Source organism: Micromonospora sp. NPDC049366, from assembly GCF_044466625.1.
Taxonomy (GTDB): domain Bacteria; phylum Actinomycetota; class Actinomycetes; order Mycobacteriales; family Micromonosporaceae; genus Micromonospora.
The window spans coordinates 573,678-597,795 of the sequence record NZ_JBITMV010000001.1; the positions used below are offsets into that span (position 1 = coordinate 573,678).

At 73.8% G+C, this 24,118-nt stretch carries 25 protein-coding genes and 1 riboswitch; of the genes, 18 read left to right on the forward strand and 7 right to left on the reverse strand.

The features are described from left to right. Nucleotides 1–205 precede the first annotated feature (205 nt). Nucleotides 206–316: riboswitch (TPP riboswitch) on the forward strand. The 7 genes from thiE to thiC all read left to right on the forward strand — a co-directional run bounded on the left by thiE (nucleotide 310) and on the right by thiC (nucleotide 6,117). After that, nucleotides 310–936 carry a thiamine phosphate synthase gene (thiE, locus tag ACIBTV_RS02755; protein ID WP_396701613.1) on the forward strand — a complete coding sequence of 209 codons (627 nt, stop codon included), beginning with the start codon at nucleotides 310–312 and terminating at the stop codon, nucleotides 934–936. Its footprint overlaps the riboswitch before it by 7 nt. Beyond that, complete coding sequence (thiO, locus tag ACIBTV_RS02760; protein WP_396701615.1) at nucleotides 930–2,114, forward strand: glycine oxidase ThiO; 1,185 nt, start codon at nucleotides 930–932, stop codon at nucleotides 2,112–2,114. The genes thiE and thiO overlap by 7 nt, the downstream gene beginning before the upstream one ends. Then, complete coding sequence (gene thiS / locus ACIBTV_RS02765) at nucleotides 2,105–2,305, forward strand: sulfur carrier protein ThiS (RefSeq protein WP_396701617.1); 201 nt, start codon at nucleotides 2,105–2,107, stop codon at nucleotides 2,303–2,305. The genes thiO and thiS overlap by 10 nt, the downstream gene beginning before the upstream one ends. Beyond that, the gene (locus ACIBTV_RS02770) at nucleotides 2,302–3,081 is read left to right on the forward strand and encodes a thiazole synthase (RefSeq protein ID WP_396701619.1); all 780 of its coding nucleotides are present in this window, start codon (nucleotides 2,302–2,304) and stop codon (nucleotides 3,079–3,081) included. The genes thiS and ACIBTV_RS02770 overlap by 4 nt, the downstream gene beginning before the upstream one ends. Further along, nucleotides 3,078–3,722 (forward strand): thiamine phosphate synthase, encoded by a 645-nt coding sequence (locus ACIBTV_RS02775; RefSeq protein ID WP_396701621.1) that lies wholly within the window; start codon nucleotides 3,078–3,080, stop codon nucleotides 3,720–3,722. Before ACIBTV_RS02770 ends, ACIBTV_RS02775 begins: the two co-directional genes overlap by 4 nt. Beyond that, nucleotides 3,719–4,507, forward strand: a complete 789-nt coding sequence (gene thiD, locus ACIBTV_RS02780; RefSeq protein ID WP_396701623.1) for a bifunctional hydroxymethylpyrimidine kinase/phosphomethylpyrimidine kinase — start codon at nucleotides 3,719–3,721, stop codon at nucleotides 4,505–4,507. Before ACIBTV_RS02775 ends, thiD begins: the two co-directional genes overlap by 4 nt. A 17-nt stretch (nucleotides 4,508–4,524) precedes the next feature. Continuing rightward, on the forward strand, nucleotides 4,525–6,117 hold the full coding sequence (gene thiC, locus ACIBTV_RS02785) for a phosphomethylpyrimidine synthase ThiC (RefSeq protein ID WP_396701625.1): 1,593 nt from the start codon (nucleotides 4,525–4,527) through the stop codon (nucleotides 6,115–6,117). 104 nt (nucleotides 6,118–6,221) lie between these two features. On the opposite strand, the gene ACIBTV_RS02790 is transcribed toward thiC, so the two are convergent. The 4 genes from ACIBTV_RS02790 to ACIBTV_RS02805 all read right to left on the reverse strand — a co-directional run bounded on the left by ACIBTV_RS02790 (nucleotide 6,222) and on the right by ACIBTV_RS02805 (nucleotide 11,347). Beyond that, nucleotides 6,222–9,218 (reverse strand): hypothetical protein, encoded by a 2,997-nt coding sequence (locus ACIBTV_RS02790; RefSeq protein WP_396701627.1) that lies wholly within the window; start codon nucleotides 9,216–9,218, stop codon nucleotides 6,222–6,224. A gap of 76 nt (nucleotides 9,219–9,294) precedes the next feature. Next, nucleotides 9,295–9,612 (reverse strand): cupin, encoded by a 318-nt coding sequence (locus ACIBTV_RS02795; RefSeq protein WP_396701629.1) that lies wholly within the window; start codon nucleotides 9,610–9,612, stop codon nucleotides 9,295–9,297. After that, nucleotides 9,609–10,559, reverse strand: a complete 951-nt coding sequence (locus tag ACIBTV_RS02800) for an LLM class F420-dependent oxidoreductase (protein ID WP_396702052.1) — start codon at nucleotides 10,557–10,559, stop codon at nucleotides 9,609–9,611. The genes ACIBTV_RS02795 and ACIBTV_RS02800 overlap by 4 nt, the downstream gene beginning before the upstream one ends. A gap of 2 nt (nucleotides 10,560–10,561) precedes the next feature. After that, a complete protein-coding gene (locus ACIBTV_RS02805; RefSeq protein WP_396701630.1) occupies nucleotides 10,562–11,347 on the reverse strand; it encodes an ABC transporter ATP-binding protein in 786 nt (261 codons plus the stop codon). Nucleotides 11,348–11,613: 266 nt separating this feature from the next. Here ACIBTV_RS02805 and ACIBTV_RS02810 point away from each other — a divergent pair, with 266 nt between their 5' ends. Together ACIBTV_RS02810 and ACIBTV_RS02815 are read left to right on the forward strand one after the other, a co-directional pair. After that, entirely contained in the window at nucleotides 11,614–12,648 is a 1,035-nt protein-coding gene (locus tag ACIBTV_RS02810; RefSeq protein ID WP_396701632.1) for an ABC transporter substrate-binding protein, read from the forward strand. 96 nt (nucleotides 12,649–12,744) lie between these two features. Continuing rightward, nucleotides 12,745–13,599: an ABC transporter permease gene (locus ACIBTV_RS02815; RefSeq protein ID WP_396701634.1), complete on the forward strand. Its 855-nt coding sequence runs from the start codon at nucleotides 12,745–12,747 to the stop codon at nucleotides 13,597–13,599. Between the two features lie 114 nt (nucleotides 13,600–13,713). On the opposite strand, the gene ACIBTV_RS02820 is transcribed toward ACIBTV_RS02815, so the two are convergent. Next, nucleotides 13,714–14,895, reverse strand: coding sequence for an ABC transporter substrate-binding protein (locus ACIBTV_RS02820; RefSeq protein WP_396701636.1), 1,182 nt, complete (start codon nucleotides 14,893–14,895; stop codon nucleotides 13,714–13,716). Between the two features lie 445 nt (nucleotides 14,896–15,340). Between ACIBTV_RS02820 and ACIBTV_RS02825 the strand changes: the two genes are divergently transcribed. From ACIBTV_RS02825 to ACIBTV_RS02840, 4 genes are all read left to right on the forward strand, one after another. Then, the gene (locus ACIBTV_RS02825) at nucleotides 15,341–18,397 is read left to right on the forward strand and encodes a nitrate- and nitrite sensing domain-containing protein (protein ID WP_396701638.1); all 3,057 of its coding nucleotides are present in this window, start codon (nucleotides 15,341–15,343) and stop codon (nucleotides 18,395–18,397) included. Continuing rightward, the gene (locus tag ACIBTV_RS02830) at nucleotides 18,394–18,801 is read left to right on the forward strand and encodes a roadblock/LC7 domain-containing protein (protein WP_030329975.1); all 408 of its coding nucleotides are present in this window, start codon (nucleotides 18,394–18,396) and stop codon (nucleotides 18,799–18,801) included. The genes ACIBTV_RS02825 and ACIBTV_RS02830 overlap by 4 nt, the downstream gene beginning before the upstream one ends. A gap of 89 nt (nucleotides 18,802–18,890) precedes the next feature. Further along, nucleotides 18,891–19,253, forward strand: coding sequence for a DUF742 domain-containing protein (locus ACIBTV_RS02835; protein ID WP_396701641.1), 363 nt, complete (start codon nucleotides 18,891–18,893; stop codon nucleotides 19,251–19,253). Further along, nucleotides 19,234–19,857, forward strand: a complete 624-nt coding sequence (locus tag ACIBTV_RS02840; RefSeq protein ID WP_396701643.1) for a GTP-binding protein — start codon at nucleotides 19,234–19,236, stop codon at nucleotides 19,855–19,857. The genes ACIBTV_RS02835 and ACIBTV_RS02840 overlap by 20 nt, the downstream gene beginning before the upstream one ends. 88 nt (nucleotides 19,858–19,945) lie before the next feature. Here the strand turns inward: ACIBTV_RS02840 and ACIBTV_RS02845 are convergent, their stop codons facing one another. Then, nucleotides 19,946–21,034: a uroporphyrinogen-III synthase gene (locus tag ACIBTV_RS02845; protein ID WP_396701645.1), complete on the reverse strand. Its 1,089-nt coding sequence runs from the start codon at nucleotides 21,032–21,034 to the stop codon at nucleotides 19,946–19,948. Beyond that, nucleotides 21,034–21,321, reverse strand: a complete 288-nt coding sequence (locus ACIBTV_RS02850) for a hypothetical protein (protein WP_396701647.1) — start codon at nucleotides 21,319–21,321, stop codon at nucleotides 21,034–21,036. Before ACIBTV_RS02850 ends, ACIBTV_RS02845 begins: the two co-directional genes overlap by 1 nt. A gap of 147 nt (nucleotides 21,322–21,468) precedes the next feature. Here ACIBTV_RS02850 and ACIBTV_RS02855 point away from each other — a divergent pair, with 147 nt between their 5' ends. From ACIBTV_RS02855 to rpsI, 5 genes are all read left to right on the forward strand, one after another. After that, complete coding sequence (locus ACIBTV_RS02855) at nucleotides 21,469–22,164, forward strand: class I SAM-dependent methyltransferase (RefSeq protein WP_396701649.1); 696 nt, start codon at nucleotides 21,469–21,471, stop codon at nucleotides 22,162–22,164. A gap of 154 nt (nucleotides 22,165–22,318) precedes the next feature. Further along, complete coding sequence (locus tag ACIBTV_RS02860; protein ID WP_396701651.1) at nucleotides 22,319–22,576, forward strand: DUF6364 family protein; 258 nt, start codon at nucleotides 22,319–22,321, stop codon at nucleotides 22,574–22,576. After that, nucleotides 22,566–22,859 (forward strand): hypothetical protein, encoded by a 294-nt coding sequence (locus tag ACIBTV_RS02865; protein WP_396701653.1) that lies wholly within the window; start codon nucleotides 22,566–22,568, stop codon nucleotides 22,857–22,859. Before ACIBTV_RS02860 ends, ACIBTV_RS02865 begins: the two co-directional genes overlap by 11 nt. 246 nt (nucleotides 22,860–23,105) lie before the next feature. Continuing rightward, the gene (gene rplM, locus ACIBTV_RS02870; RefSeq protein ID WP_091595029.1) at nucleotides 23,106–23,549 is read left to right on the forward strand and encodes a 50S ribosomal protein L13; all 444 of its coding nucleotides are present in this window, start codon (nucleotides 23,106–23,108) and stop codon (nucleotides 23,547–23,549) included. A gap of 20 nt (nucleotides 23,550–23,569) precedes the next feature. Then, complete coding sequence (gene rpsI, locus ACIBTV_RS02875; RefSeq protein WP_091595031.1) at nucleotides 23,570–24,034, forward strand: 30S ribosomal protein S9; 465 nt, start codon at nucleotides 23,570–23,572, stop codon at nucleotides 24,032–24,034. The last annotated feature ends 84 nt before the right edge of the window (nucleotides 24,035–24,118 follow it).

Here is a 24,118-nt window from a genome sequence, read left to right on the forward strand (position 1 = left end):
CGGACGCCGGGCCAGGGCGTACGCGCCAGCATTTTTGTCGAATCGCTGAACAAATTAATTCCGCTGGATCCGTGTCGGGCAAGATGCCAGCACGTAACGGTTTGGCAACAGTGGGCGACATTCCGAACAGGACCGCATGAAGCGACCAGCGATGTCGGCCACTGCCGGCTCGTCTTGGCAGCCCGGCGGATCTGTCGTACGGTGGCCGAGTACCCACGGGAGCCCGGTGGACCGGGCTGAGAGGGGGGCTGTTCGCCCCCGACCGTCGAACCTGATCCGGGTAATGCCGGCGCAGGGAGGAGTGTTGCCGTGCCGTCCCTGGGACGATTGCATCTCATCACCGACACCCGACCCGGGCGAGATCCGCTCGCCGTGGTCCGGGCCGCGCTGTCCGCCGCCCGCGCCGACCTGGTCGTGCAGGTCCGCGTCGAGGACACCGCCACCGACCGCGAGACGTACGACCTGGCCAGCCGGATCGTGGCGCTCTGCGCGCCGTACGGGGCCCGGTGCCTGGTCAACGACCGGCTGCACGTGGCACTGGCGGTGGACGCCGCCGGCGGGCACGTCGGCGCGGACGACCTGCCGGTCGACGCGGCCCGCCGGGTGCTCGGCCCCACCGCCGTGCTCGGCGCCACCGCCCGGGAACCGAACACCGCCACGGCAGCCGTCGCGGCCGGTGCCACCTACCTCGGCGTCGGCCCCTGCAACGCGACCACCACCAAGGACGGGCTGCCGGCCCCCATCGGCGTGACCGGCGTCCGCGCCGTCGCCGAGGCCGTCGACGTGCCGGTCATCGCCATCGGCGGGGTGACCGCGGCCCAGGTGCCGGCCCTGCGGGCGGCCGGCGCGTACGGGGTGGCCGTCGTCGGCGCGCTCTCCGCCGCCGCCGATCCGGCCCGCGCCACCGCCGAGCTGATCGGGGCGCTGACGTGCTGACCGGCCGGTCCCCGTCGGCGTACGTCGACCGGGCCCGGCCGGACGTTGCGGTGGTGGGGGCGGGCCCGATCGGCCTCGCGGTCGCCTGGCGCTGCGCCGCCCGGGGCCTGCGGGTGACCGTCCACGACCCGGCGCCCGGCTCGGGGGCGTCCTCGGTGGCCGCCGGCATGCTCAGCCCGGTCGCCGAGGCGCACTTCGGTGAGCGGGAGCTGACCGACCTGCTCGTCGAGTCGGCCGCCCGCTGGCCGGGATTCGCCGCCGAACTCACCGAGGCGAGCGGGGCCATGCTCGGCTACCGCACCGAGGGCACGCTCATGGTCGGGCTGACCGGGGACGACCTGGCCGAGGCGCGCCGGCTCTGGGCGTACCAGCAGGACCTCGGGCTGCCGGTGACCCCGCTGCGCCCCAGCGAGCTGCGCGAGCACGAACCGGCGCTGGCGCCCCGCGTCCGCGGCGGGGCCCTGGCGCCCACCGACCACCAGGTCGACCCGCGGCTGTTGGTCCCGGCGCTGCGGACCGCCGCCAGACGCGCGGGCGCCGTGCTGGTGCCCGGCGCGGTGCGGCGGCTGGCCGACCTGGACGCCGCCGTCACGGTCGTGGCGGCCGGCTGCGGTGCCGCCGCGCTGACCGGGCTGCCCGTCCGACCGGTGAAGGGCCAAGTGATCAGGCTCCGCGCGCCCGACGGCGGCCCGCCCGGCTTCCGGCACGTCATCCGGGGGTACGCCGACGGCGAGCACGTCTACCTCGTGCCCCGCGACACCGGCGAGGTGGTGGTCGGCGCGACGGTCGAGGAGCGCGGCGACACCAGCGTCACCGCCGGGGCGGTGCTGCGCCTGCTGCGTGCCGCCGTCGAGCTGCTACCCGAGCTGGCCGAGTACGACCTGGTCGAGACGGTCGCCGGCCACCGACCCGGTACGCCGGACAACGCCCCGATCCTCGGCGCGCTGCCCGGCCGGCCGGACGTGCTGGCGGCCACCGGGCACCACCGGCACGGCATCGTGCTGACCCCCGTCACCGCCGACCTGATCGCCGATCTCGTCACCGGCGGGGCGCCCGACCCGCTGCTCGCACCCTTCCGGCCCGACCGGTTCGCGGCGCGGGCAGACAGCGTCGGCGCGGCGTCGGCCGGGGCGGCCGTCGCCCCGAACCAGAGGACCGAGGAGGAGTCGTGGAGTTGACGGTGAACGGGGCCGGGCGGACGATCCCCGGCGAGGCGACCGTGGCGGACCTGGTGCGGGAGGTCGCCCCGCAGCACCGGGGCGTGGCCGTGGCGGTGAACGGCGAGGTCGTGCCACGGGCCGGCTGGCCGGCCGCGGTGCTGCGCGACGGCGACCGGGTCGAGGTGCTCACCGCGGCCCAGGGCGGGTGAGCGGCGTGACCTTCCAACTCGGCGGGGTCACCTTCACCTCGCGGCTCATCCTCGGCACCGGCGGCGCCGCGAACCTGCGACTGCTCGAACAGGCGATCCGCGCCTCCGGCACGGAGCTGGTCACCCTGGCGCTGCGGCGCGTGGACACCGCGCCCGGCACCGCCGGCGGGCTGCTGGAGCTGCTGGACCGGTGCGGCGTACGGCTGCTGCCCAACACGGCCGGCTGCTACACGGCCGGGGAGGCGGTCAAGGTGGCTCGGCTGGCCCGGGACGCCTTCGACACCGACTGGATCAAGTTGGAGGTGATCGGCGACGAGCGGACCCTCCTCCCGGACGGGATGGAGCTGCTCCGGGCCGCCGAGGAACTGGTCGCCGACGGGTTCACCGTCCTGCCGTACACCAGCGACGATCCCGTGCTCGCGCGGCGCCTGGCCGACGTCGGCTGCGCGGCCGTGATGCCGGCCGGCGCGCCGATCGGCTCCGGGCTGGGGATCAACAACCCGCACCACATCCGGCTGATCCGGCAGAGCGTGCCGGTGCCGGTGATCCTCGACGCGGGCATCGGCACCGCGTCCGACGCCGCGCTCGCCATGGAGCTCGGCTGCGACGCGGTGCTGCTGGCCAGCGCGGTCACCCGGGCCGCCGACCCCGTCGCGATGGCGACCGCCATGCGGTACGCGGTCGAGGCCGGCCGCCTCGCGGCCGGCGCCGGCCGGATCAGCCGCCGCTACCACGCCCTCGCCTCCACCCCGGACGAGGGAAGGCCGGACCTGTGACGGCACCGTCGGGGATCGTCGTCCTGACCGACCGGAGGCAGACGACCCGACCCCTCGCGGAGGTGGTCGCCGCCGCGGTCGCCGGGGGAGTGCGCTGGGTGGTGCTGCGGGAGAAGGACCTGCCCCGTGCCGAACGCGCCGCGCTCGCCGCCGACCTGCGCCCGATCCTCGCCGAGACCGGCGGGACGCTGATCGTCGCCGGCCCGGACCCGCTCGACGGGGACGCCGTCCACCTGCCCGCGGCCGGCCCGTACCCGCCGCCGCTGCTCGGGCTGGTCGGCCGCTCCTGCCACGACCCCACCGAGCTGGCCCGACTCTCCACCGAGGACTACGTCACCCTCTCGCCGGTCTACCCCAGCCGGACCAAGCCCGGCTACGGCCCGCCTCTCACCCCGGACGGCCTGGCCGCGCTGATCGAGGCCAGCCCCGTGCCGGTCCTCGCCCTCGGCGGCATCGAGACCCCCGACCGGGTGCGGCGGTGCGTCGAGGCGGGAGCCGCCGGAGTCGCCGTCCTCGGTGCGATCATGCGGGCCGAGGACCCCACGGAGGTGGCCGCGACACTGCGGGACGCCTACCTGACCTGCCCGACCGGGCGCGGCCGGCCGCAGCCCTCGACCCTGGCCACGGGAGCGCAGCGATGACCCCGGCGACCGTCCTCACCATCGCCGGCTCGGACTCCGGCGGCGGCGCCGGCATCCAGGCCGACCTCAAGGTCTTCGCCGCGCTCGGCGCGTACGGGACCAGCGTCATCACCGCGATCACCGCCCAGAACACCCGGGGCGTGGACGCCGTGCTGCCGCTGCCCCCGGCCACCATCGGCGAACAGGTGGACAGCGTGCTGGCCGACTTCACCGTGGGCGCGGTCAAGACCGGGATGCTCGGCAGCCCGGCGGTGGCCGCCGCGGTCGCCCGGGTCGCCGAGGCCGGGCGGCTGCCCCACCTGGTCGTCGACCCGGTGCTGGTGGCCACGAGCGGCCACCGGCTGGGCGTGGTGGAGGCGGTCGAGCGGTTGCTCCCGTACGCCGAGGTGGCGACGCCGAACTGCGCGGAGGCCGCGGCCCTCACCGGACGCCCGGTGACCACGGTCGAGGAGATGGTCGCGGCGGGCGAGGCGCTCGCCGCGCGCGGCCCGTCGCACGTGGTCGTGACCGGCGGCGACGTGGACGTCGACGGTGAGTCGGTCGACGTGCTGGTGGGTGGCGGGGTCACCACGCTGCTGCGGGCGCCCCGGGTGGACACCCGGCACACCCACGGCACGGGCTGCTCGTTCTCGGCGGCCATCGCCGTCCGGCTGGCGCTGGGCGATCCGGTGCCGGCGGCGGTCGCGGCCGCCAAGGAGTACGTGCACCGCGCGCTGACCGGCGCGCGGGGCTGGGAGTTGGGCGCGGGACGCGGCCCGCTGGACCACTTCGGCTGGTCCGTTTGATCATCAGGGAGGCTGTCATGCAGGCACGACGCAAGGTGTACGTCGAGGGGGCCCGACCGGACGTCCGGGTGCCGTTCGCCGAGGTGACGCTGACCGGGGACAACCCGCCGGTGCGCCTCTACGACACCTCCGGACCGGGCTCCGACCCGGAGGTGGGGCTGCCGCCGCTGCGCGGCCCCTGGATCGCCGAGCGCGGCGATGTCGCCCCCGTGCGGGGTGCGGGCACACCGCTCGCCGGCACGGAGGGGCGCCGCCCCACGCAGCTCGCGTACGCCCGGGCGGGGATCGTGACGCCGGAGATGGAGTTCGTGGCCGTCCGGGAGGGCGTCGCGCCGGAGTTCGTCCGCGATGAGATCGCCGCCGGGCGGGCGGTGCTCCCGCTCAACGTCAACCACCCGGAGTGTGAACCGGCGATCATCGGCAAGGCGTTCCTGGTGAAGGTCAACGCCAACATCGGCACGTCGGCCGTCAGCTCGTCGATCGCCGAGGAGGTGGAGAAGCTGACCTGGGCGACCCGGTGGGGCGCGGACACGGTCATGGACCTGTCGACCGGCAAGCGGATCCACGAGACCCGCGAGGCGATCGTACGGAACTCGCCGGTGCCGATCGGCACCGTGCCGATCTACCAGGCGCTGGAGAAGGTCGGCGGCGACCCGGTGAAGCTGAGCTGGGAGGTGTTCCGGGAGACCGTCATCGAGCAGGCCGAGCAGGGCGTGGACTACATGACCGTGCACGCCGGGGTGCTGCTGCCGTATGTGCCGATGGCCGTGGACCGGGTCACCGGGATCGTGTCGCGCGGCGGCTCGATCATGGCGGCCTGGTGCCTGGCGCACCACGAGGAGAACTTCCTCTACACGAACTTCGAGGAGCTCTGCGCGATCCTCGCGCGCTACGACGTGACGTTCTCCCTCGGTGACGGGCTGCGCCCGGGCTCCATCGCGGACGCCAACGATGAGGCGCAGTTCGCCGAGCTGAAGACCCTCGGTGAGCTGACGAAGGTCGCCTGGGAGTACGACGTCCAGGTGATGATCGAGGGCCCGGGTCACGTCCCGATGCACAAGATCAAGGAGAACGTGGACCTCCAGCAGGAGTGGTGCCACGAGGCGCCCTTCTACACGCTCGGCCCGCTGACCACGGACATCGCCCCCGCGTACGACCACATCACGTCGGCCATCGGCGCCGCGATGATCGGCATGTTCGGCACCGCGATGCTCTGCTACGTCACGCCGAAGGAGCATCTGGGCCTGCCCGACCGGGACGACGTGAAGGCCGGCGTGATCGCGTACAAGATCGCTGCCCACGCCGCCGACCTGGCGAAGGGGCACCCCGGGGCGCAGGCGTGGGACGACGCGCTCTCCAAGGCGCGGTTCGAGTTCCGCTGGGAGGACCAGTTCAACCTGGCGCTCGACCCGGAGACCGCGCGGGCCTACCACGACGCGACGCTGCCGGCCGAGCCCGCCAAGACGGCGCACTTCTGCTCGATGTGCGGCCCGAAGTTCTGCTCCATGAAGATCACTCAGGAGTTGAAGGATTACGCCGCCCGTGGCATGCGGGACAAGTCGGAGGAGTTCGTGGCCGGCGGCGGCCGGGTGTACCTGCCGCTGGCCTGAGCCGGGCCGCCCGCTGCGGCGGTGCCGCTGACACGACGAGGGGTGTCCGGGTCGACCCGGACACCCCTCGTTCTCCGTCGCCCGCCGCCGTGCGGACTGGTCGGTCAGTCGCGGTGGTGGCGGCCGGTCGAGCGCAGCGACCGACGACCGCTCTCCTGCTCCGGCTCGTTGTCCGCGAGCGGACGGCCCAACCCGGCGACCCAGTCCACGTACTCCTCGTCCTGCTCCGCCAACGGCTCCGGCTCGGCGGGGCTGGCCTCCGCGTCACCTCGGGCCCGGCTGCGTCGGAAGAGCCCGAGTCGACTCCGGGCCCGGCCGGCGGACTGCTCCGTCGCCGGCTCCTGCGGCGAGGCGCTTTCGGCGGCATCGGCCTCGGGTGCGTCCGCGGCCGTCGCCGACGGGGCGTCCGCCGCCTCGGCCGACGGTGCTGTGTGGCGCGGTGTGGTGTGGCCAGGCGTGGTGGACGCGGGACCGGCGCGCCGGGCCGTGGCCAGCGCCTCCCAGTCCGTGGCCCGGTTCAGGTCGGGCAGCGGTGCCCGGTGCCGAGCCCGGGGGAGTGGCTCCGACGCCTCGTCACGGGACCCCGTGGTGGCCTGCTCGGCCACACCGCCGTGACCCCCCGCTCGCCAGGACAGCCCGGCCAGGTCGTCGTGGCCCGTCGACCCCGCCAGGTCGTCGCGGCCCGTAGGCGGGGCGGGCTCGCCGGCATGCCCGGCCCCCGCCGGCACCGGACCCACCGGCGCGGTCCGAGGCGGGACCGGCCACGCGGGCGTCACCGGCCGAGCCGCCGCCGGGGGGCCGGTCGGTCGCGGAGTCCCGTCACCGGCCGGCGTCTCCCGGCTGGCCGTTGTGTCGTGACCGGCGGTTGTGTCCTGACTGGCCATTGTGTCCCGGCTGGCTGGTGCCCTCCGCGCGGCTGGTGCGCCGTGACCGGTCGGTGTCTCCGCTGCCGCGGGCGACTCGTGGGTCGCTCCGCTCGCGGGGCGCTTCGCCGGTCCGGCCGGCGACCCGTCGCCGCCGGCCCGGGTGCTGGCGACGTCGCCGTTGCTGCCGGTGCCGGTGCCGGTGCCGGTGCCGGTGCCGGTGTCGCTGGCGGTGGTGGCGGTGGGGCTGGCGGGTGCCTCCGCGCCGTCGGGCGCGGCCTGCGGTGTGACGGTCGGCTTCGACGAGGCCCGGGTCTTGCGCGGGCGACGCGGCTTCGGCGTCGCCGCCGCCGTCGCCGTCGCCGGAGTGTCCGCCGCCACGCCTTCCTGCGGCTCTGCCGCGCCGACGGTGGACTCTGCCGGGGATCCTTCACCGGCGGCCGCACCAGCGCTGCTCCGCTCTGCGGCGGCCTGGGCGGGGGTGGCCTGGCTCGCGGCGGCCTGGCTCGCGGCGGTCTGGTCTGCGGCGGTCTGGTTTGTGGCGGGGCCCACCGTGGCCGTCGGGCTCGGCGTGGCCTGTCCGCCGTGCGCGTCGTCGTCGTCGGTACGTCGCCCGCGCGTGCGGCCGGTCTCGTCGGGAAGCACATGGGGAATTGAGGACGATGACTCAGAGGCATAATTATGCCGCTGAGTCATCGCGCTCAATCCGATATCACTGTCGGCCGGCTCGCCACGGGTGCCAGCGACGGCCCCACCGTCGACGGCAGCACCGGCGGGGCCGGAACCGGAGCCGGCATCGGTGCGGGGAGCAGGAGCGGACGCCGCGGCGGCGCGCTCCGTGCCGGCGTCGCTCTCGGGCGCGTCGTGCGGCCCGGTGGCCGACCCGTCGGTGCGGGCGAGGGCCGACACGTCGCCGAGGCCACCGTCCATGCGGGTCACCGGGGGCGTGGACGCCGCGGATGCGGGCGAGGGTGCGGGCCCGGTGGCGGGTGGTGGGCGGTCGCCGGTGGGGGCGGACTGCGCGGCCCGCGTGGACGGGATCGCCGAGCCGAGCGTGGACTCGACCGTCAGCGGCTTGCCGCCGCCGGCTGGCCAGTCCCAGTGTGCCGGCGCGCTCTGGACGGCGGAGCCGTCGAAGGCCGGGTCGCCGGCGACCCGGTCGGGCGTACGGCCGGTGCTGGCGCGGTCGTCGGCGACCGGGCCGCCCGTGGTCACGCAGTCGGCGGTCGAGGCGTCGGCGGTCGCGTCGCCGGCGGCCGATGCCGCGCCGGACGGGCGTGCCGGGTCGGCGGAAGCGGACGGACGCGCCGGACCGGCGGGCAGCGGGCGGAGGATGGCGCTCGGCTCGATCGCGTGCGCGCCGGTGGCGTGTGCGCCGTGCGGGTGAGCGCGGAGCGGCCAGCGCAGCAGGGCGGCCGCGGCCGCGCCGAGCGCGCCGGCGGCGACCGCGATCAGCGCCGCGTAGTAGGGCGTGGTCTGGTAGCGGTTGACCGCGTCGCCGGGCCCGGCGGTCAGGTAGGCGAACGCCACCAGCACCGGGCCGGCGACGCCGGTCGCTCCACTGACCAGCGGGACGTGACCGCGCCAGCGGGCCAGCGCGGCGCTGGCCGCGCCGGCGAGCAGCCCGATGGTGGGCAACAGGAGCAGCGACAGCCGCTGCGCGGCGTCCGTGGCGAGCCAGGTCGGCTCCAGCACGCCGAGGCGTACGGCACGCAGCGGTCCGGCCGCGCCGACCGAGGGCAGCGCGGAGATCAGGGCGAGCAGCCAGATCGCGCCGGCCACCGCGGCGATGTTCCACCCCAGTGGCGGATTGAGCAGGACGGCGATCGCCGCACCCGCCCCGACGATCGCGCCGAGGACGGCGCAGATGCCGACCGCGAAGACCGGGTCGACGGAGACCAGCTCCGCCGCCCGGGCCGGCTGCATGCAGAGCGGCGCGACGGCCGTGGCGCCCAGCGCGGCGGCGGCGCCGACGGCCAGGTGCCGGCCGGTGGTGGCGGGCAGCACGTCCCGTCGGGCGAGGCGCCCGGTGAGGACCGCACCCGCGACGGCGGCGTTCGCCGCGAACCAGCCCACCCAGACGAGCTGGGCCGGCCACTGGTTGACGGTCGCGCCGCTGAAGGCGCCGGTGAGCCGGACGATGCCGAAGCCGTACGCGATGCCCAGCTGACCGGCCCCGGCCAGCACGCTCACCCCGAGCGCCGTGAGCAGCAATCTGCCCCAGGTCCGAAAGGCCATGTCCGGCACGTTACGCACCGGGTACACCGGATCGCCACCGGCGCGCCGCGCGGCGCGCCGGTCGTGACCGGCCGGTCTACTTCAATTCGACCAGGCGGGCCAGGTACGTCGTGTCCCCGACGTTGGTCAGCATGTGCACCGCACCCGGATCGCGGTAGACCACGCCTCCGGTCGGTTCGTCCGCGTCGATGCGGGTGCCGTCGACCGTCTGCACCACGTTCTTCGCGCCCTGGATCGCCACTACCAGATACGGGTGGTCGTGCCGGTGCAGCGGTTGCCGCTCACCCGGCTCCAGCCGGATGTGCCACACCCGGACCCGGTCGTTCTCGTACACGATCTCCTGGCCCACCGGCCCGAGCTCCAGGCCCTCGGTCGGCACCGTCACGTCGGTCATCGTTCTCCGTCCAGCTGAGGGAGCACGTCGCTCGCGATCAGCTCCAGGTGGTCCAGGTCGGCGAGCTCGATCAGACGCAGGTGGACGCGGGTGGCGCCGATCGCCGCGAACTGCCCGATCCGCTCGACGAGTTGGGCGGGGGAGCCGACCACCGCGTCCTCCGGCGGGAGCGCGCTGGCGACGTGCAGCGGCGCGGCCCGCCGCTGCGCCTCGGCGTCGGTGCGGCCGATCGCCACCACGATCCCGGCGGACAGCACCAGCGGCGGCCGACCGGACTCGGCGCGGCCGACCCGGTCACAGGCCTCCCGCACCCGGTCGTACGCCTCGGCGGTCTCCGCCACCGACTTGAAGGGCATGTTGAACTCGTCGGCGTGGCGGGCGGCCAGCTCCGGCGTCCGCTTCGGACCGCGGCCGCCCACGATGATCGGCGGGCCCGGCGCCTGCACCGGCTTCGGCAGCGCGGGAGCCTCCATCAGCCGATAGTGGTCACCGGTGAAGGTGAAGGACTCGCCGACCGGCGTACGCCAGAGACCGGTGATCACTTCGAGCTGCTCGGCCAGCCGGTCGAAGCGCTCGCCGACCCGGGGGAACGGAATGCCGTAGGAGGTGTGCTCGCGCTCGAACCAGCCGGCGCCGATGCCCAGCTCGACCCGGCCGCCGCTCATCTGGTCGACCTGCGCCACCATCACCGCGAGCGGGCCGGGCAGCCGGAAGGTCGCCGAGGTGACCAGCGTGCCGAGCCGGATCCGGCTGGTCTCCCGCGCCAGCGCGGCCAGCGTCAGCCAGGCGTCGGTCGGCCCCGGCAGGCCCGGGTCGGCACCCATCGACTGGTAGTGGTCGGCCCGGAGGAAGCCCTCGAAACCGGTCTCCTCGACGAGCTGGGCGAAGCGGAGTTGGTCGTCGTAGCTGGCGCCCCGGTGCGGTTCGGTGAAGACCGACACCCGCATGCTCATCGTCCCTCCGTGCCGGCGGCAGCCGGTTCTTCACGTTCCATCAGCAGTTCGTGCAGGTCGGCGCTGACCCGCGCCACGTCCGCGAGGTGCGCGTTGCGGCCGAGCGTGCGCGGCCGGGGGATGTCCACCTCGACGACCTTGCGGATCCGGCCCGGTCGAGGGCTGAGCACGACGACCCGGTCGGCGAGCAGCACCGCCTCGTCGATCGAGTGGGTGACGAAGACGACAGTGGCGCCGTTCTCCATGTGCACCCGCTGCAGCTCACCGGAGAGCTCCTCGCGGGTGAGCGCGTCCAGCGCGGAGAACGGCTCGTCCATCAGCATCACGCGGGGCTCACCGATCAGCGACCGGCAGAGCGAGACGCGCTGCTGCATGCCCCCGGACAGCTCGTGGGGCAGGCGCTTCTCGAACCCGGCCAGACCGGCGAGGTCGAGCAGTTGGCGGGCGCGCTCGCGGTACTTCGACCGGCTCCAGCCGAAGATCTCGACCGGGAGCAGCACGTTGTCGAGCACCGTGCGCCACGGCAGCAGGGCCGGCCGCTGGAACAGCATGGCGATGTCCCGGCGGGGCTTCGAGACGGGCGTGCCGGCGACGGTGATCTCGCCGCTGGTGACCGGCAGCAGCCCGGCGACCAGCCGGAGCAGGGTGGACTTGCCGCAGCCGGAGCGGCCGAGAACCGCCACGAACTCGCCCTCGGCGACGTCGAGGTCGATGCCCCGTAACGCCTCGACCCGGCCCGAACGGCCGTCGAAGGTACGGGACACACCGGACAGTCGGATCATCTCCGGCCGGCCTCCACTGAGCGGGGGGTCAGGAATCCGACACACACTATCCGGCTCATGCCCGTAACGCACCGTCCGGGGTCGTCGCCGTTTTGTTTCCGTTCCGCAACCCGACACGCCTGGCGTCGCAAAGGTGAGGTTCTCGTACGCTGTGCCCGCGAATCCCCTCACGACGGTGGTGCCGGCCTGCCCCCTTGCGCCGGCCCCCTGACAGAACCCCGCCGGCGGGCCTGCCGCCCCCCGGTCGGAAAGGACATGGTGCACTGATGAGAAGGCTGACCCGTACGGTCGCCGCGGCCGCCCTGGCCACCGCCCTCGCTTTCGTCGCCGGTTGCAGCGGCGACTCGGATTCCGACAAGGACGCTGCGGGTGGCAGCGGCGGCCCACTGGAGAAGGTGACCTACCTCACCTCGTTCGGCAACTTCGGCCGTGACTCCTATGCCTGGGTGGCGAAGGAGAAGGGCTTCTTCAAGGAGGCCGGCTTCGACGTCGAGATCAAGGCCGGTCAGGGCACCGGTGGTGTGATCCAGACGATCGTCGGCGGCCAGGCCGACTTCGGCCCGATCGACCTGACCGGTGGTCTGCTCCAGCTCGGCAACGGCCAGGCGAAGGACTTCATCGCGGTCGCCGCGATCCAGCAGCGCACCATGGCGGGCATCGCCACCCTGGAGGGCAAGGGCATCGCCTCGCCGAAGGACCTGGAGGGCAAGAAGCTCGCCGACACCCCCGGGTCGGTGGTCCGCAATCTCTTCCCGACGTACGCGCGGATGGCCGGCATCGACGCCAGCAAGGTGACCTGGGTCAACGGTGAGGCGCAGACGCTGATCGGCACGCTCGCCGCCGGCCAGGTCGACGGCATCGGGCAGTTCGTCGTGGGTCAGCCCACCATCGAGTCGGTGGCCAAGGGCAAGAAGGCCGTCATGCTGCCGTACAGCAACGTGATGCAGGACCTCTACGGCAACGTGCTCATCACCTCGGCGAAGAACGCCAAGGAGAAGCCGGAGATGGTGAAGAAGTTCACCGCGGCGCTGATGAAGGGTCTGGAGTACAGCCTGACCAACCCGCAGGAGGCGGCGGACATCCTGAAGAAGAACGTGGACGCCACCAACCCGGCGGCGGCCGCCGCCGAGCTGCAGCTGATGGCCGGCTACGTCCGGTCCAGCAACTCCGGCACCCAGCTGGGCACCCTGGACAGCGGCCGGGTGGCCAAGAGCATCGCGATCCTCCAGGGCGCCGGCGCCCTGAAGCAGAACATCACGCCCGACCAGATCATCGACTTCAACCTCGCGCCGAAGGCCTGATCGCCACGGTCCCCCCGGGGTGCGTTCCGCCGGCCACGGCGGGGCGCACCCCGGCTGCGTGCCGGTCACCGAGCCGGCGGATCCGAAGGAGGAACCATGACCGAGGTCCGGTCGGCGGAGCCGGCGACCGAACCGACACCGGCGGAGGGTGCGCCGGCCGTTCGCGTACGCCGCTCGGCGCGGTTGCGATCCGGCGCGGGCGCGGGCCTGCTGCCCGCGGTCGGCCTGCTGGTCGCGCTCGCGGTGTGGTGGCTGGTCGCCCGGCTGGAGCTGGTGCATCCGGCGGCGCTGCCGCCCCCGGCGGACGTGCTGACCGCGTTCGTCGACAAGCCGGCCCGGATGCTGGAGCACACCGGCGACACCACTCTGGAGATCCTGATCGGCTTCGCGCTCTCCGCGGTGGCCGGCGTCCTGATCGGACTGTCGCTCGCGTCGTCCCGCATGGTGGAGCGGATGTTCACGCCGCTGCTCGTCGCGGTCAACGCGGTGCCCAAGATCACATTGGGCCCACTGCTGGTGGTCGCGCTCGGCTGGGGTCAGCGGCCGATCCTCACGATGGTCTTCCTGCTCTGCTTCTTCCCGATCGTGCTCTCCACCGCGACGGGGCTGACCACCACGCCGGCGGACCTGGCCGAGCTGGTCCGTTCCTGGAACGCGTCCCGCTGGCAGGCGTTCCGCAAGGTGCGCTTCCCGGCCGCGCTGCCGCAGATCTTCGTCGGCCTCAAGGTCGCGATGCCGCTGGCCGCGATCGGCGCGGTGATCGGTGAGTTCCAGGCCGGCGAGGGCGGCCTCGGCTATGTCATCCAGCAGTACGCCGGCGTCGGCGACACCGCCACCGCGTGGGCCGCGATCATGCTGGTGGCGTTGGTCAGCATCCTGCTCTACAGCGCGCTGGTGCTGGCCGAACGACTGGCCCTGCCCTGGGTCCGCGAAACAACGAGCACCCGCTGACACGGCAAACGCCGCGATCTTGCAGGTTCCGCCCCGACGAGACCGGGCGTTCCCGGCCCCTCGGGGGCACGAGCTGCGAGATCGCGGCGTTTCTGCCGTGGGGCAGGGGCTGGGTCAGCCGGCCAGGCGCCAGCGGCCGTTGCGGGCCACCAGGGTGGTCAGCGCCTGGGGCATCAGGCCGCTGTGGTTGTCCGGGGTCATCCGGATCGGTCCGGAGAGCCCGTCCAGCTGGGAGGTCTCCAGCACGTCGCGGATTCCGTCGCGGTCGACCCTGCCGTCCGGGCTGCCCGCCCGCAGCTCCGCGTCGGCGATGAGCTGGACGGCGTCCGCGGCGAACGACGAGGCGCCGTTGTAGCCGCCGAAGCGCGCCGTGTAGTCCTGGAACCACTGCCGCCGGGCCGCCTTCGCCGGGGTGGTGGCGATGACGTCGTCGATCACCATGGTCTGGGTGAAGATCAGGGTGGCCCGCTCGGTGGCCCGGGCCGCCGACCCCAGGAACAGGTCACCGGCCGCCCCGGCGTCGAAGTAGAGCGACCCGGCGTAGCCGGCCTGCTGGGCGGCGGTGGCGGCCAGGGAGGCCTGCTCCGGCGGGGTCCAGATGATCAGCGCGTCGGGCTTGCCGACGGTGGCGGAGCGAACGGCCTGGCTGACGTCCGTGTCGGTGATCCGCACCGACGCCTCGCGCGGCGGCCGGATGCCGGCGTTGGCGAACTCGCGGCGCAGCGCGGCCAGCCCCTCCCGCCCGTAGTCGTCGTCGCTGTGGACCACCCCGACCTTGCGGACGCCCTTGCGGCGCAGCTCGCTGGTGAGGGCGCTCGCGCTGTCGGCGGCGTTGGGGCCGAGCTTGAACATGTACCGCCGTTCGGCCACCGGGCTGGCCACCGCGTCGGCGGCGGCGAGCGCGATGGTGGGGATCTTCTTCTCGTTGATCGTCCCCACCGCGCCGATGGCGCACGCGTTGCAGCCGCCCATGATGATCGCGCTGACCCGGTCGTCCTTGCTGAAGTCACCGATGTTGCGCAGCGACTCGCTGGCGTCGGACCGGTTGTCCTTCACCCGCAGATCGATCCGCCGGCCGTTCAGCGCGCCGGAGGCGTTGAGCTGCCGGACCTTCAGGTCCAGCGCGCGCTGGTACGCCTGCCCGATCGGGGCGGCCGCGCCGGAGAGTTCGAGGTCCGCGGCGATCACGATCGGACTCGCCGCCTTGTCCGCCGCGCCGAACTGGCAGCCGGTGAGGGTGGCGGCCAGCACGACGGAGGCGACCGCCGCGATGGTCGTGGAGCGGATGGAACTCAAAGTCGTCCTCCAGGTGCGGGCGCGGGCGCTGCCCGGTCACCGCCGCTAGTCCGTCCTCAGTGGAGGAGCGGGAACAGTCTGCCGTACGGTGTGCGCGAAGCCTGCAAAACCTTGCCAACGGCGGGCGTCGCGGTCAAGCGGGCAGGTGTGGTCGTTTCGGGACGGTCATCCCACATGCTGGGGTCACACGATGTTTGCAAACGATCACCCTGCACGCACGGGTGACCACTCTGGAGTTACGTGCCCAGTTCACGGGCTTGCGGAAATGAAGGTGTCAGTTGACCGGAAGACGGGATCCGTGCCGTCCGACCGTTTCCTGCCCCACCGCGGCTTCCCAAACAGGACTCTCTCTGATGAAATCGCGGCCGTGCCGCGCGTGCCGCCGCCCACCGCGTCCGGCACCGTTCGGCGGGCCAGGCGTGGAAGATACGACGGAGGCGATGTCGTGAGCAGCGGACCGACGGCCCTGCCCGAAACCCGCGCGAAGGCCCGGCGCAGTCCTCGCCGGCTGTTCCGGCTCCGGGATGCCCGGATCCGGTCGAAGCTGGCGCTGATCCTGGTGGTGCCCGTCGCGGCGGTGATCGCACTGGCGACCGTCCGGCTCATCTCGGTCGGCGAGGGCGCCTACGAGGCCAGCCAGGCGCGGTCGCTGACCGCGCTCTCCACCGACGTGTCCGCGCTCACCCAGGACCTGCACGCCGAGCGGATGGCCGCGGCGGCGTACCTGGCCCTGCCGCAGCAGCCGGCCGACGCGTACAACCTGCGGGTGCGCCGGACCGACGAGCGGATCGCGGAGTACCGCGCGGAGCGCGCCCGGGTCGGTGAGGTTCCGGCCGCGGTCGCGGACCGGTTGGCCGCGATCGACGACCACCTGGACACGCTGGGCAGCACCCGGCAGGAGGTGACGGCCCGCCGGCAGATGGCGGTCGCCGAGGCGGTGCTGCGATACGGCGTCATCCTCGCCGACCTGGTCTCCTACGGCGACGGCCTCGCCCAGCTGCCCGGCAGCGAGAGCCTCTCGGACAGCCGGCGCGCCGTCGCCGCGTTCGCCCGCGCGAAGTCGTCCGTCGCCGAGGAGGAGGCGGTGGCCTTCACCGCGCTCAGCGCCGGGCAGCTCGACGAGGAGCAGTTCTCCTCCTTCGTGGCCACGCTGACCAGTCAGCAGGAGGCGCTGCTCGCCTTCTCGCTGGCCGCCGCGCCGGGGCAGCGCGCCCTGGTGAACAGCACCGTCTCCGGTGACGCCGTCGGCCTCGCCGACCGCGTCGCGGCCGACATCACCCGGTCCGTCGGGCAGCGCCCCCTGGTCAGCGCGCAGGACGCCACCGCCGCCATCGGCGCGGTCAACGACCTCATGCGCTGGGCCGAGATCCAGCTGGAGAACCAGTTGTACGCGCAGACCGACCAGGCCCGGTCGGACGTGATCCGGCAGGCCGTCGTCGAGTCGCTGCTGGTCCTGCTGACCCTGCTCATCGCGGTCTCGCTCGCCGTGGTGTTGGCCCGTTCGCTCAACGACTCGCTGCGCCGGCTCCGCGAGGGCGCGCTCTCGGTGGCCAACCACGACCTGCCGGACGCGGTGCAGCGGCTGCAGACCATGAGCAGCGTCGCCGAGGGCGGCGTGGACGAGATCGTCCGGCAGGTGCGGGACCCGATCAACCTGCCCAACCGGGACGAGGTCGGCCAGGTCGCCTCCGCCTTCAACGTCGTGCACCGGGAGGCGGTCCGGGTCGCCGCCGAGCAGGCCGCGCTGCGTACCAGCGTCTCGGCGATGTTCCTCAACCTGGCCCGGCGCAGTCAGACCCTGGTCGATCGGATGATCGGTGAGCTGGACGCGATCGAGCGCGGCGAGGAGGACCCGAAGCGGCTGGCCCAGCTCTTCGAGCTGGACCACCTGGCCACCCGGATGCGCCGCAACGACGAGAACCTGCTGGTCCTCGCCGGCGCCGACTCGGCCGTGCCGCGTCGCGACGACGCCCTGCTCGTGGACGTGCTGCGGGCCGCGCAGTCCGAGGTGGAGCTCTACAACCGCATCGAGTTCGGCACGCTCGACACCGACATCTCGGTCGCCGCGCACGCCGTCAACGACGTGGTCCGCCTCGTCGCCGAGCTGCTCGACAACGCCACCCGCTTCTCGCCGCCCAACACGACGGTGGTGGCCGACGGCCGGCGGATCCGCGACTACGTCCTGATCCAGATCGAGGACCGCGGGCTCGGGCTGAGCGACGAGCAGCTCGACTCCCTGAACCGGCGACTGGCCGCCCCGCCGACCGTGGACGTCGCGGCGTTCCGGCTGATGGGTCTCGCCGTGGTGAGCCGGCTCGCCTCCCGCTACGGCATCCGGGTGGAGCTGCGCCGCAACGTCGAGGGCGGCACGGTCGCGCAGATCACGCTGCCCAACTCCACCGTGGTGCTGCCCGCCAACCGGGGCCGCGACCAGGCGCTCACCCGGCCGCGCCAGCCGCTGGCGGCCGAGCCGGCCCCGCTCGCCCCGGTCGCCCTCGCGGAGCCGCGCACCGGCCTCACCTCGGCCCGGACGCTGACCGACCAGTGGCGTACCGGCACCCCCGCCCCGGCGCCCTGGCAGCCGCCGGTCGAGGCGCGCGACACTGCGCCGACCGTGTCGGCCGGCGGCCCCACGGGGACGCTGCCGACCGTCCCGGCCGGCGGAGCCACCGCGGCGCTTCCGACCGTGCCGGCCGCGGTGCCGCCGCCGACCGCGCCGCCGACCCGGCCGGCGTACGACTCCGGCTTCGGCCGGTCGGCCGGGCATCCGACGCTCGCCCCGCTGCCGCGCCGCAGTTCCGCGGCCGAGTCGATCCCCGCCCCGGCGCTGCCGCTGGGGCCGGTCGCCGGTGGCCTGGCGGCCACCCCGCCGGCTCCGCCCGTCCCGCCGCCGGCCCCGCCGCTCGCCCCGTCGACGCCGATCGCGGTCCGGCCGGAGCCGGCGGCCGAGGCCCCGATCTTCCGGGAGATGGAGGCGGTCTGGTTCCGGTCCCACGGCGACGACGCGACCGCCATCTTCGCCCGGCCCCAGTTCGACGAGCCCGCCCCGGGCACGCCGACCACCACCGCGCCGGCCGCGCCGGTCGCCCCTGCGCCGGTCGCGTCGACCACCACCCCGCTGCCCACCCGGACTCCCGGGGGCGGTGGCACGGGGACCCCACCGCAGGCGCCGCCCCCGTCGTACACTCCGCCGGCGAGCACGCCCGGCGGGGCTCCCGCGGCCGACGCGAACGCCTGGCGGACGGCGGCCGACGAGGGTTGGTCGCGTGCCACCCGGGCCGCCGAGCCGGCCAGTGGCGGCACCACCCGCTCGGGCCTGCCCAAGCGGGTGCCGCAGGCGCAGCTCGTGCCGGGCGGCGTCGAGCCGCGCGGCGGCCGGGGGCCCAGCCGGCGCACCCCCGATGAAGTACGTGGCCTGTTGTCGGCCTACCACCGCGGCGTCCAGCGCGGGCGGACGGCCGGAACGGACCAGATCCGCACCTCGACCAAGGAGACCCGATGAACAGGCCAGCGGCCATGCAGGACATGGGTTGGCTGCTCACCAACTTCGCCGACAGCGTGGCGGGAATCGCCCACGTGGTGGCGGTGTCCGCCGACGGGCTGCTGCTCGCCTCGTCCCGGGACCTTCCCGCGGACCGGGCGGACCAGCTCGCCGCGATCACCTCCGGCGTGGTGAGCCTGACCGAGGGCGCCGCCCGGATGTTCAGCGCCGGTGGTGTGCTGCAGACCGTCATCGAGATGGACAGCGGCTACCTCTTCCTGATGTCCATCAGCGACGGGTCCTCGATGGCCGTGCTGGCCGCGCGCAGCTGCGACGTGGGCCAGGTCGGGTACGAGATGGCACTGCTCGTGGAGCGGGTGGGTGCCGCACTGGTGCCGCTGCCCCGGGATGCGGTGCGCTCGTAACCGGGCGCGGCGTGGCCGCCGCGCATCGACCACGTACGGGGGAGCCCGGGGCCGAGTGGCCCCGGAAAGTGGAGAGGAGGTGATCGCGGATGGACCAGCGGCGTGACCCGAGAGGTGCGCTCGTGCGTCCGTACGCGGTCACCCGTGGCCGCACCGAACCACGGCAGGACATCGCCCTGGAGGCGGTGTTGACGGCCTCCCCGACCCAGGTGGCCGAGGCCCGGTTCGCCGGGCACGACAAGTACCGCATCGCCACCGTCTGCGAAGGCCGAGCGCAGTCGCTGGCGGAGATCGCCGCGTACACCCGGATGCCGCTCGGCGTCGCCCGGGTGCTGGTCGCCGACATGGTGGCCGAGGGCCTGCTGACGCTACACACTGCCGCTCCGGCCGAGGGGTTCGAGGAGCGAATGGAAATGCTGGGAAGGGTGCTAAGTGGACTTCGCAGGCTATGACCCCGCCGCGGGGCGGCAGAGCCGCGGGATCGTCTCCGCCAAGATCGTGGTCGCGGGTGGGTTCGGCGTCGGCAAGACGACGCTGGTCGGCTCGATCTCCGAGATCACACCGCTGACCACCGAGGCGGTGATGACCGCGGCCGGCGTCGGCATCGACGATCCGTCCAAGGTGCCCGGCAAGGAGACCACGACGGTCGCCATGGACTTCGGCCGTATCACGATGGCCGAGGACCTGATCCTCTACCTCTTCGGCACCCCGGGCCAGACGCGCTTCTGGTTCATGTGGGACGAGATCATCCGGGGTGCGGTCGGTGCCGCCGTCCTGGTGGACACCCGCCGGATCACCGATGCCTTCGCGCCGCTGGACTACTTCGAGAACCGCAGACTGCCGTACGTGGTCGCGCTGAACGCCTTCGACGGGGCGCCGCAGTACGAGCTGGCGGAGGTACGCGAGGCGTTGGCCATCTCGCCCGAGGTGCCGCTGGTCATGACGGACGCCCGGCACCGGGACTCGGTCAAGCAGGTGCTGGTGACCGTCGTGGAGCACGCGATGGCGCGGCTGCAGGCGGAGCACGGCCGGGGGTACGCGACCCCGGTGGGCTGACGCCGCCCCGGGCCGTCGTCCTCTCGGAGCGAGCGCTGCTCGTGCCCGTGCCGGGCGGGTCGCAGACCGTTGCGCCCGCCCGGGCGGCTCAGTCCACACGCAGGCGGTAGCCCCGCTTGACGACGGTCTGCACCACGCGGGGAGCGCGCAGGCCGGCGCGGAGCCGGGCCACCGCCATCTCCACCGCGTGCTCGTCGGCGCCGCGCGGCAGCGTACGCAGCAGCGCGGTGCGGGACAGCACCCGGCCGGGAGACTGGGCGAGCGCCCGCAGCACCGCCATCGGGGCCGGCGCGAGTGGGCGCAGCTCCCCGTCGATCACGGCGGCGTGCCCGCGCAGCGTGAGCACGTGTCCGGCCGCCTTGCAGGAGAGGGTCCGGCGGGGCAGCTCGTCGACGATGGTGCGGGCCAGCGCGCCGAGCCGGGCCCGGTTCGGCGCGGTGACCGGCACGCCGCGGCGCACCAGCGGCTCGGCGGTGACCGGCCCGACGCAGCAGGCGAGCACGTCGGAGCGGAGTGCGTCGAGGACCGCGTCGGTGCGGTCCCCGGCCGCCCGCAGCAACGCCTCCGTCGCCGGCGCCGAGGTGAAGGTGACCGCGTCGACCAGCCGGCCGGCGATCAGGTCGATGAGCCGGTGCAGCGGGGCCGGGTCGGTCGGCGGGGCCCACCGGTACACCGGCACCTCGATAACCGTGGCGCCGGCCTCCTCCAGCGCCTGCGTGCACTCCGGCTGCCGCTCACCGTGCAGCTGCATGGCGATGACCTGCCCGGCCACCCCGCGTCGGCGCAGGTGGTCGACCACCTCGTCGCAGCTCTCCGAGACCGGTGACCACTCGTGGTGCAGCCCGGCGGCGCGGATCGCCCCGCGTGCCTTCGGTCCGCGCGCCACCACGTACGCCTCGGCCAGCACCGAGCGCAGCGGCTCGGCCAGCCCCCACCCCTCGGCGGCCTCCAGCCAGCCCCGCATACCGATGCCGGTGTTCGCCATCAGGATGTCCGGTGGTTGGTCCAGGCAGGCGCGGGTCGCCTCGCGCAGCTCCGTGTCGTCGGCCAGCGGCACGATCCGCAGCGCCGGCGCGAGCACCACCCGGGCGCCGCGCCGCTCCAGCAGCGCGGCCAGTTCGTCGCGTCGCCGGTCGGCGGTCACGCCGATGGTGAAGCCGGCCAGTTCCCCCCGCATCACCCCTCCTGTCGCAGCCGCACCTCGACCCGGTCGCCCCGGCAGCGCACCTCGTGCCGGAGCGCGGCCGCTCCGGGTAGGTCGAGGTGCCGCCACGCGTCGGGGGTGGTCCCGCTCTTCCGGCAGAGCCCGCCGCCGTTGGTGGGGAGGCGCCGGGGGAGCACGGCCACCCGGTCGGCCTCCTCGCGCAGCACGTTGCCGCACTGGCGGGCGCAGTACGGGCAGCGCGTCGCTGCCTCCCGGGGCGTGCGCCCCGGTCGAGTCGCCGACCGTGCACCGTCTGTCATGTCGGCAAAGCGTGCCGCCGGGCGGTTTCCGGGCCGGGTCCCTCCTGTTTCGGTCCTGTCACGAGCGGCTCACACCGCACGGTGCTGACGGAGGGACCTGCAGCGTTTAGAATATGAGACAGGAATCCTATATTTCGGGAGGGTGCCATGACCGTCGCCGATGCCTTCGACGCCGTCGCCGGCACCTACGACGAGGCCCGTCGCCGGCTCGTGCCCTGCTTCGACGCCTTCTACGGCACCGCTGTCGAGGTGGCCGCGCCGCCGCTGCGGGCCGCCGTGGCCGCCGGGCGCACGCCCGAGGTGCTGGACCTGGGGGCGGGCACCGGCCTGCTCTCCCTGCTGCTCGCCGCGGCGGTGCCCGGGATCCGGCTGACCCTCGTCGACGCCGCGCCGGCGATGCTGGCGGTCGCCGCCGACCACCTGCGCGCGCGGGGCGTGCCGCACCGCACGGTCCGGGCCGACCTGGCCGACCCGCTGCCGACCGGTCGTTACGACGCCGTGGTCAGCGCCCTGGCCATCCACCACCTCGACGACGCCGGCAAGCGGGCGCTCTACCGGCGGCTCCCCGCGCACCTGCGCCCCGGCGGCGTCTTCGTCAACGCCGAGCAGGTGGCCGGCCCGACCCCGGGCCTGGACCGGCGCTACGACGAGGTCTGGCGGGAGCGGATCAGCGCGCTCGGCTCGGACGACGAGGAGATCGCCGCGGCGCGGGTGCGGATGGCGTACGACCGGCCGGCCCCGGTGGGCGCCCAGTGCGACTGGCTCACCGAGGCGGGGTTGGTCGACGTGGACTGTTTCTTCAAGGAGTGGCGGTTCGCCGTCTTCGGCGGCCACGCGGCCTGATCTCCGCTGGTGGCGGCGGCCCCGCGATCCCCTCGGCCGCGGGCCCGTGACCGTTTTGCGCCCGATGCTCCCGGTGGGCGTTCTGGCGTCCCCTCCGCCGCGACGAACGGTCCACGGGATGACTACCGGTCATACCGCTGGGTAATCTCCCCGCATGACTGCCAAGGTGACCCTGTCGTTCTCGGACGAGACGATCGAGGAGGCCCGGCGGTTCGCCAAGCGCGAAGGGCTGTCGCTCTCGGCGTGGATGGACCAGGCGGCCCGGGAGAAGGCGCTGCGCGAGGTCTTCGCGGCGCACGCCGCCGCCGTACGCCGCGCCGGCCTCGACCTGGAATCGGCCGCGCTCGCCGACGCCAGCGAGGTGGGCATGGTCGACGACCTGCTCTTCGGCGGTCGCCCGCGTGCTGCGTAGGGGTGAGGTCTGGCGCATCGAGGGCGCCCGCGAACGGCTCGGACTGGTGGTCAGCTCGGACGTCTACAACTCCACCGAGGTGCCCATCGTGATCGTGGTCGAGGTGGTCGAGCAGGCGCTGCTGCGCGACTCGCCGCTGGCCGTGTCGATGGGCGGGTACGTGGTGATGCCCGACCGGATCTCCTCGCCCATGAAGAAGTGGTTCACCGAGTGCGTCGACGTCGCCGACGCCGACACCATGCTCCGGGTCGGCCGCGCGCTGCGCATCCTGCAACAGCTCTGACTCCGCCCGCTCACCACCGCTGCGGCAGGGGGCGCGCCGACTGCCCGGAGTGTGACGCGGGCCACCGTCCTGGCGTGGGCCGCGCGCGACGGGACCCCGTTTTGACCAGCCGACGGGGCGCCGGGTATCGTTGCCTGCTGTTGTACGACATCCAGAGGCGTGCCACATCAGGTACGCTTGGTCGTTCGTGCGCGCCTGGTGACCTCGGCGCGCGACCCCAGACCGACGACGAGACAAGGTAGACCTGTGCGTACGTACAGCCCGAAGCCGGGTGAGATCGAGCGTCAGTGGCACGTCATCGACGCCTCTGATGTCGTGCTGGGCCGCCTGGCCACCCACGCCGCCACGTTGCTGCGTGGTAAGCACAAGCCGACTTTCGCGCCGCACGTCGACACGGGCGACTTCGTCGTCATCGTGAACGCGGGCAAGGTCGCGCTGACCGGCAACAAGCGTCAGACCAAGATCGCCTACCGGCACTCCGGTTACCCGGGTGGTCTGAAGCAGGTCGGCTACGACGAGCTGCTGACCAAGCGTCCCGAGCGGGCCATCGAGCTGGCCGTCAAGGGGATGCTCCCGCACAACAAGCTCGGCCGTCAGCTCCTCAAGAAGCTGAAGGTCTACGCCGGTGCTGAGCACCCGCACGCCGCGCAGTCGCCGGTGCCGTTCGAGATCAAGCAGATCGCGCAGTGAGCGCGGGCGAAGGAAACAGCATGACCGACATCACCGCCACCGAGGTTGCCCCCGAGGCCACCGAGGCGCCGGCGCCCGTCGCCCGCGCGCCTCGTGGTGACCGGCCGATCCAGACCGTGGGTCGCCGCAAGGAGGCCATCGTCCGGGTTCGCATCGTCCCGGGCTCCGGCAAGATCACCTGCAACGGCCGCGACCTCGAGGCCTACTTCCCGAGCAAGGTGCACCAGCAGCTCATCAAGGACCCGCTGGTGACCGCCGAGAAGCCGGAGACGTTCGACGTCATCGCCAACCTGCGGGGTGGCGGCATCACCGGCCAGGCCGGCGCGCTGCGGCTCGCCATCGCCCGGGCGCTGATCGTCAACGAGCCGGACGACCGCCCGGCCCTGAAGAAGGCCGGCTTCCTGACCCGGGACGCCCGGGTCAAGGAGAGCAAGAAGTACGGCCTCAAGAAGGCCCGTAAGGCTCCTCAGTACTCGAAGCGCTGATCTTCAGCGGCGCGTTGTACGTCTGACGGACGGCCGGTCCGCCTCCCCTCTCCGGGAGGTGGGCCGGCCGTTTCCGTCTTCACC

Bases quoted from the DNA above. Each gene is read 5' to 3' on its own strand.
- thiD (WP_396701623.1), top strand. From the start codon at position 3,719: ATGACCCCGGCGACCGTCCTCACCATCGCCGGCTCGGACTCCGGCGGC.
- thiC (WP_396701625.1), top strand. From the start codon at position 4,525: ATGCAGGCACGACGCAAGGTGTACGTCGAGGGGGCCCGACCGGACGTC.
- ACIBTV_RS02790 (WP_396701627.1), bottom strand. From the start codon at position 9,218: ATGGCCTTTCGGACCTGGGGCAGATTGCTGCTCACGGCGCTCGGGGTG.
- ACIBTV_RS02795 (WP_396701629.1), bottom strand. From the start codon at position 9,612: ATGACCGACGTGACGGTGCCGACCGAGGGCCTGGAGCTCGGGCCGGTG.
- ACIBTV_RS02800 (WP_396702052.1), bottom strand. From the start codon at position 10,559: ATGCGGGTGTCGGTCTTCACCGAACCGCACCGGGGCGCCAGCTACGAC.
- ACIBTV_RS02805 (WP_396701630.1), bottom strand. From the start codon at position 11,347: ATGATCCGACTGTCCGGTGTGTCCCGTACCTTCGACGGCCGTTCGGGC.
- ACIBTV_RS02810 (WP_396701632.1), top strand. From the start codon at position 11,614: ATGAGAAGGCTGACCCGTACGGTCGCCGCGGCCGCCCTGGCCACCGCC.
- ACIBTV_RS02815 (WP_396701634.1), top strand. From the start codon at position 12,745: ATGACCGAGGTCCGGTCGGCGGAGCCGGCGACCGAACCGACACCGGCG.
- ACIBTV_RS02830 (WP_030329975.1), top strand. From the start codon at position 18,394: ATGAACAGGCCAGCGGCCATGCAGGACATGGGTTGGCTGCTCACCAAC.
- ACIBTV_RS02835 (WP_396701641.1), top strand. From the start codon at position 18,891: ATGGACCAGCGGCGTGACCCGAGAGGTGCGCTCGTGCGTCCGTACGCG.
- ACIBTV_RS02845 (WP_396701645.1), bottom strand. From the start codon at position 21,034: ATGCGGGGGGAACTGGCCGGCTTCACCATCGGCGTGACCGCCGACCGG.
- ACIBTV_RS02850 (WP_396701647.1), bottom strand. From the start codon at position 21,321: ATGACAGACGGTGCACGGTCGGCGACTCGACCGGGGCGCACGCCCCGG.
- ACIBTV_RS02855 (WP_396701649.1), top strand. From the start codon at position 21,469: ATGACCGTCGCCGATGCCTTCGACGCCGTCGCCGGCACCTACGACGAG.
- ACIBTV_RS02860 (WP_396701651.1), top strand. From the start codon at position 22,319: ATGACTGCCAAGGTGACCCTGTCGTTCTCGGACGAGACGATCGAGGAG.
- rpsI (WP_091595031.1), top strand. From the start codon at position 23,570: ATGACCGACATCACCGCCACCGAGGTTGCCCCCGAGGCCACCGAGGCG.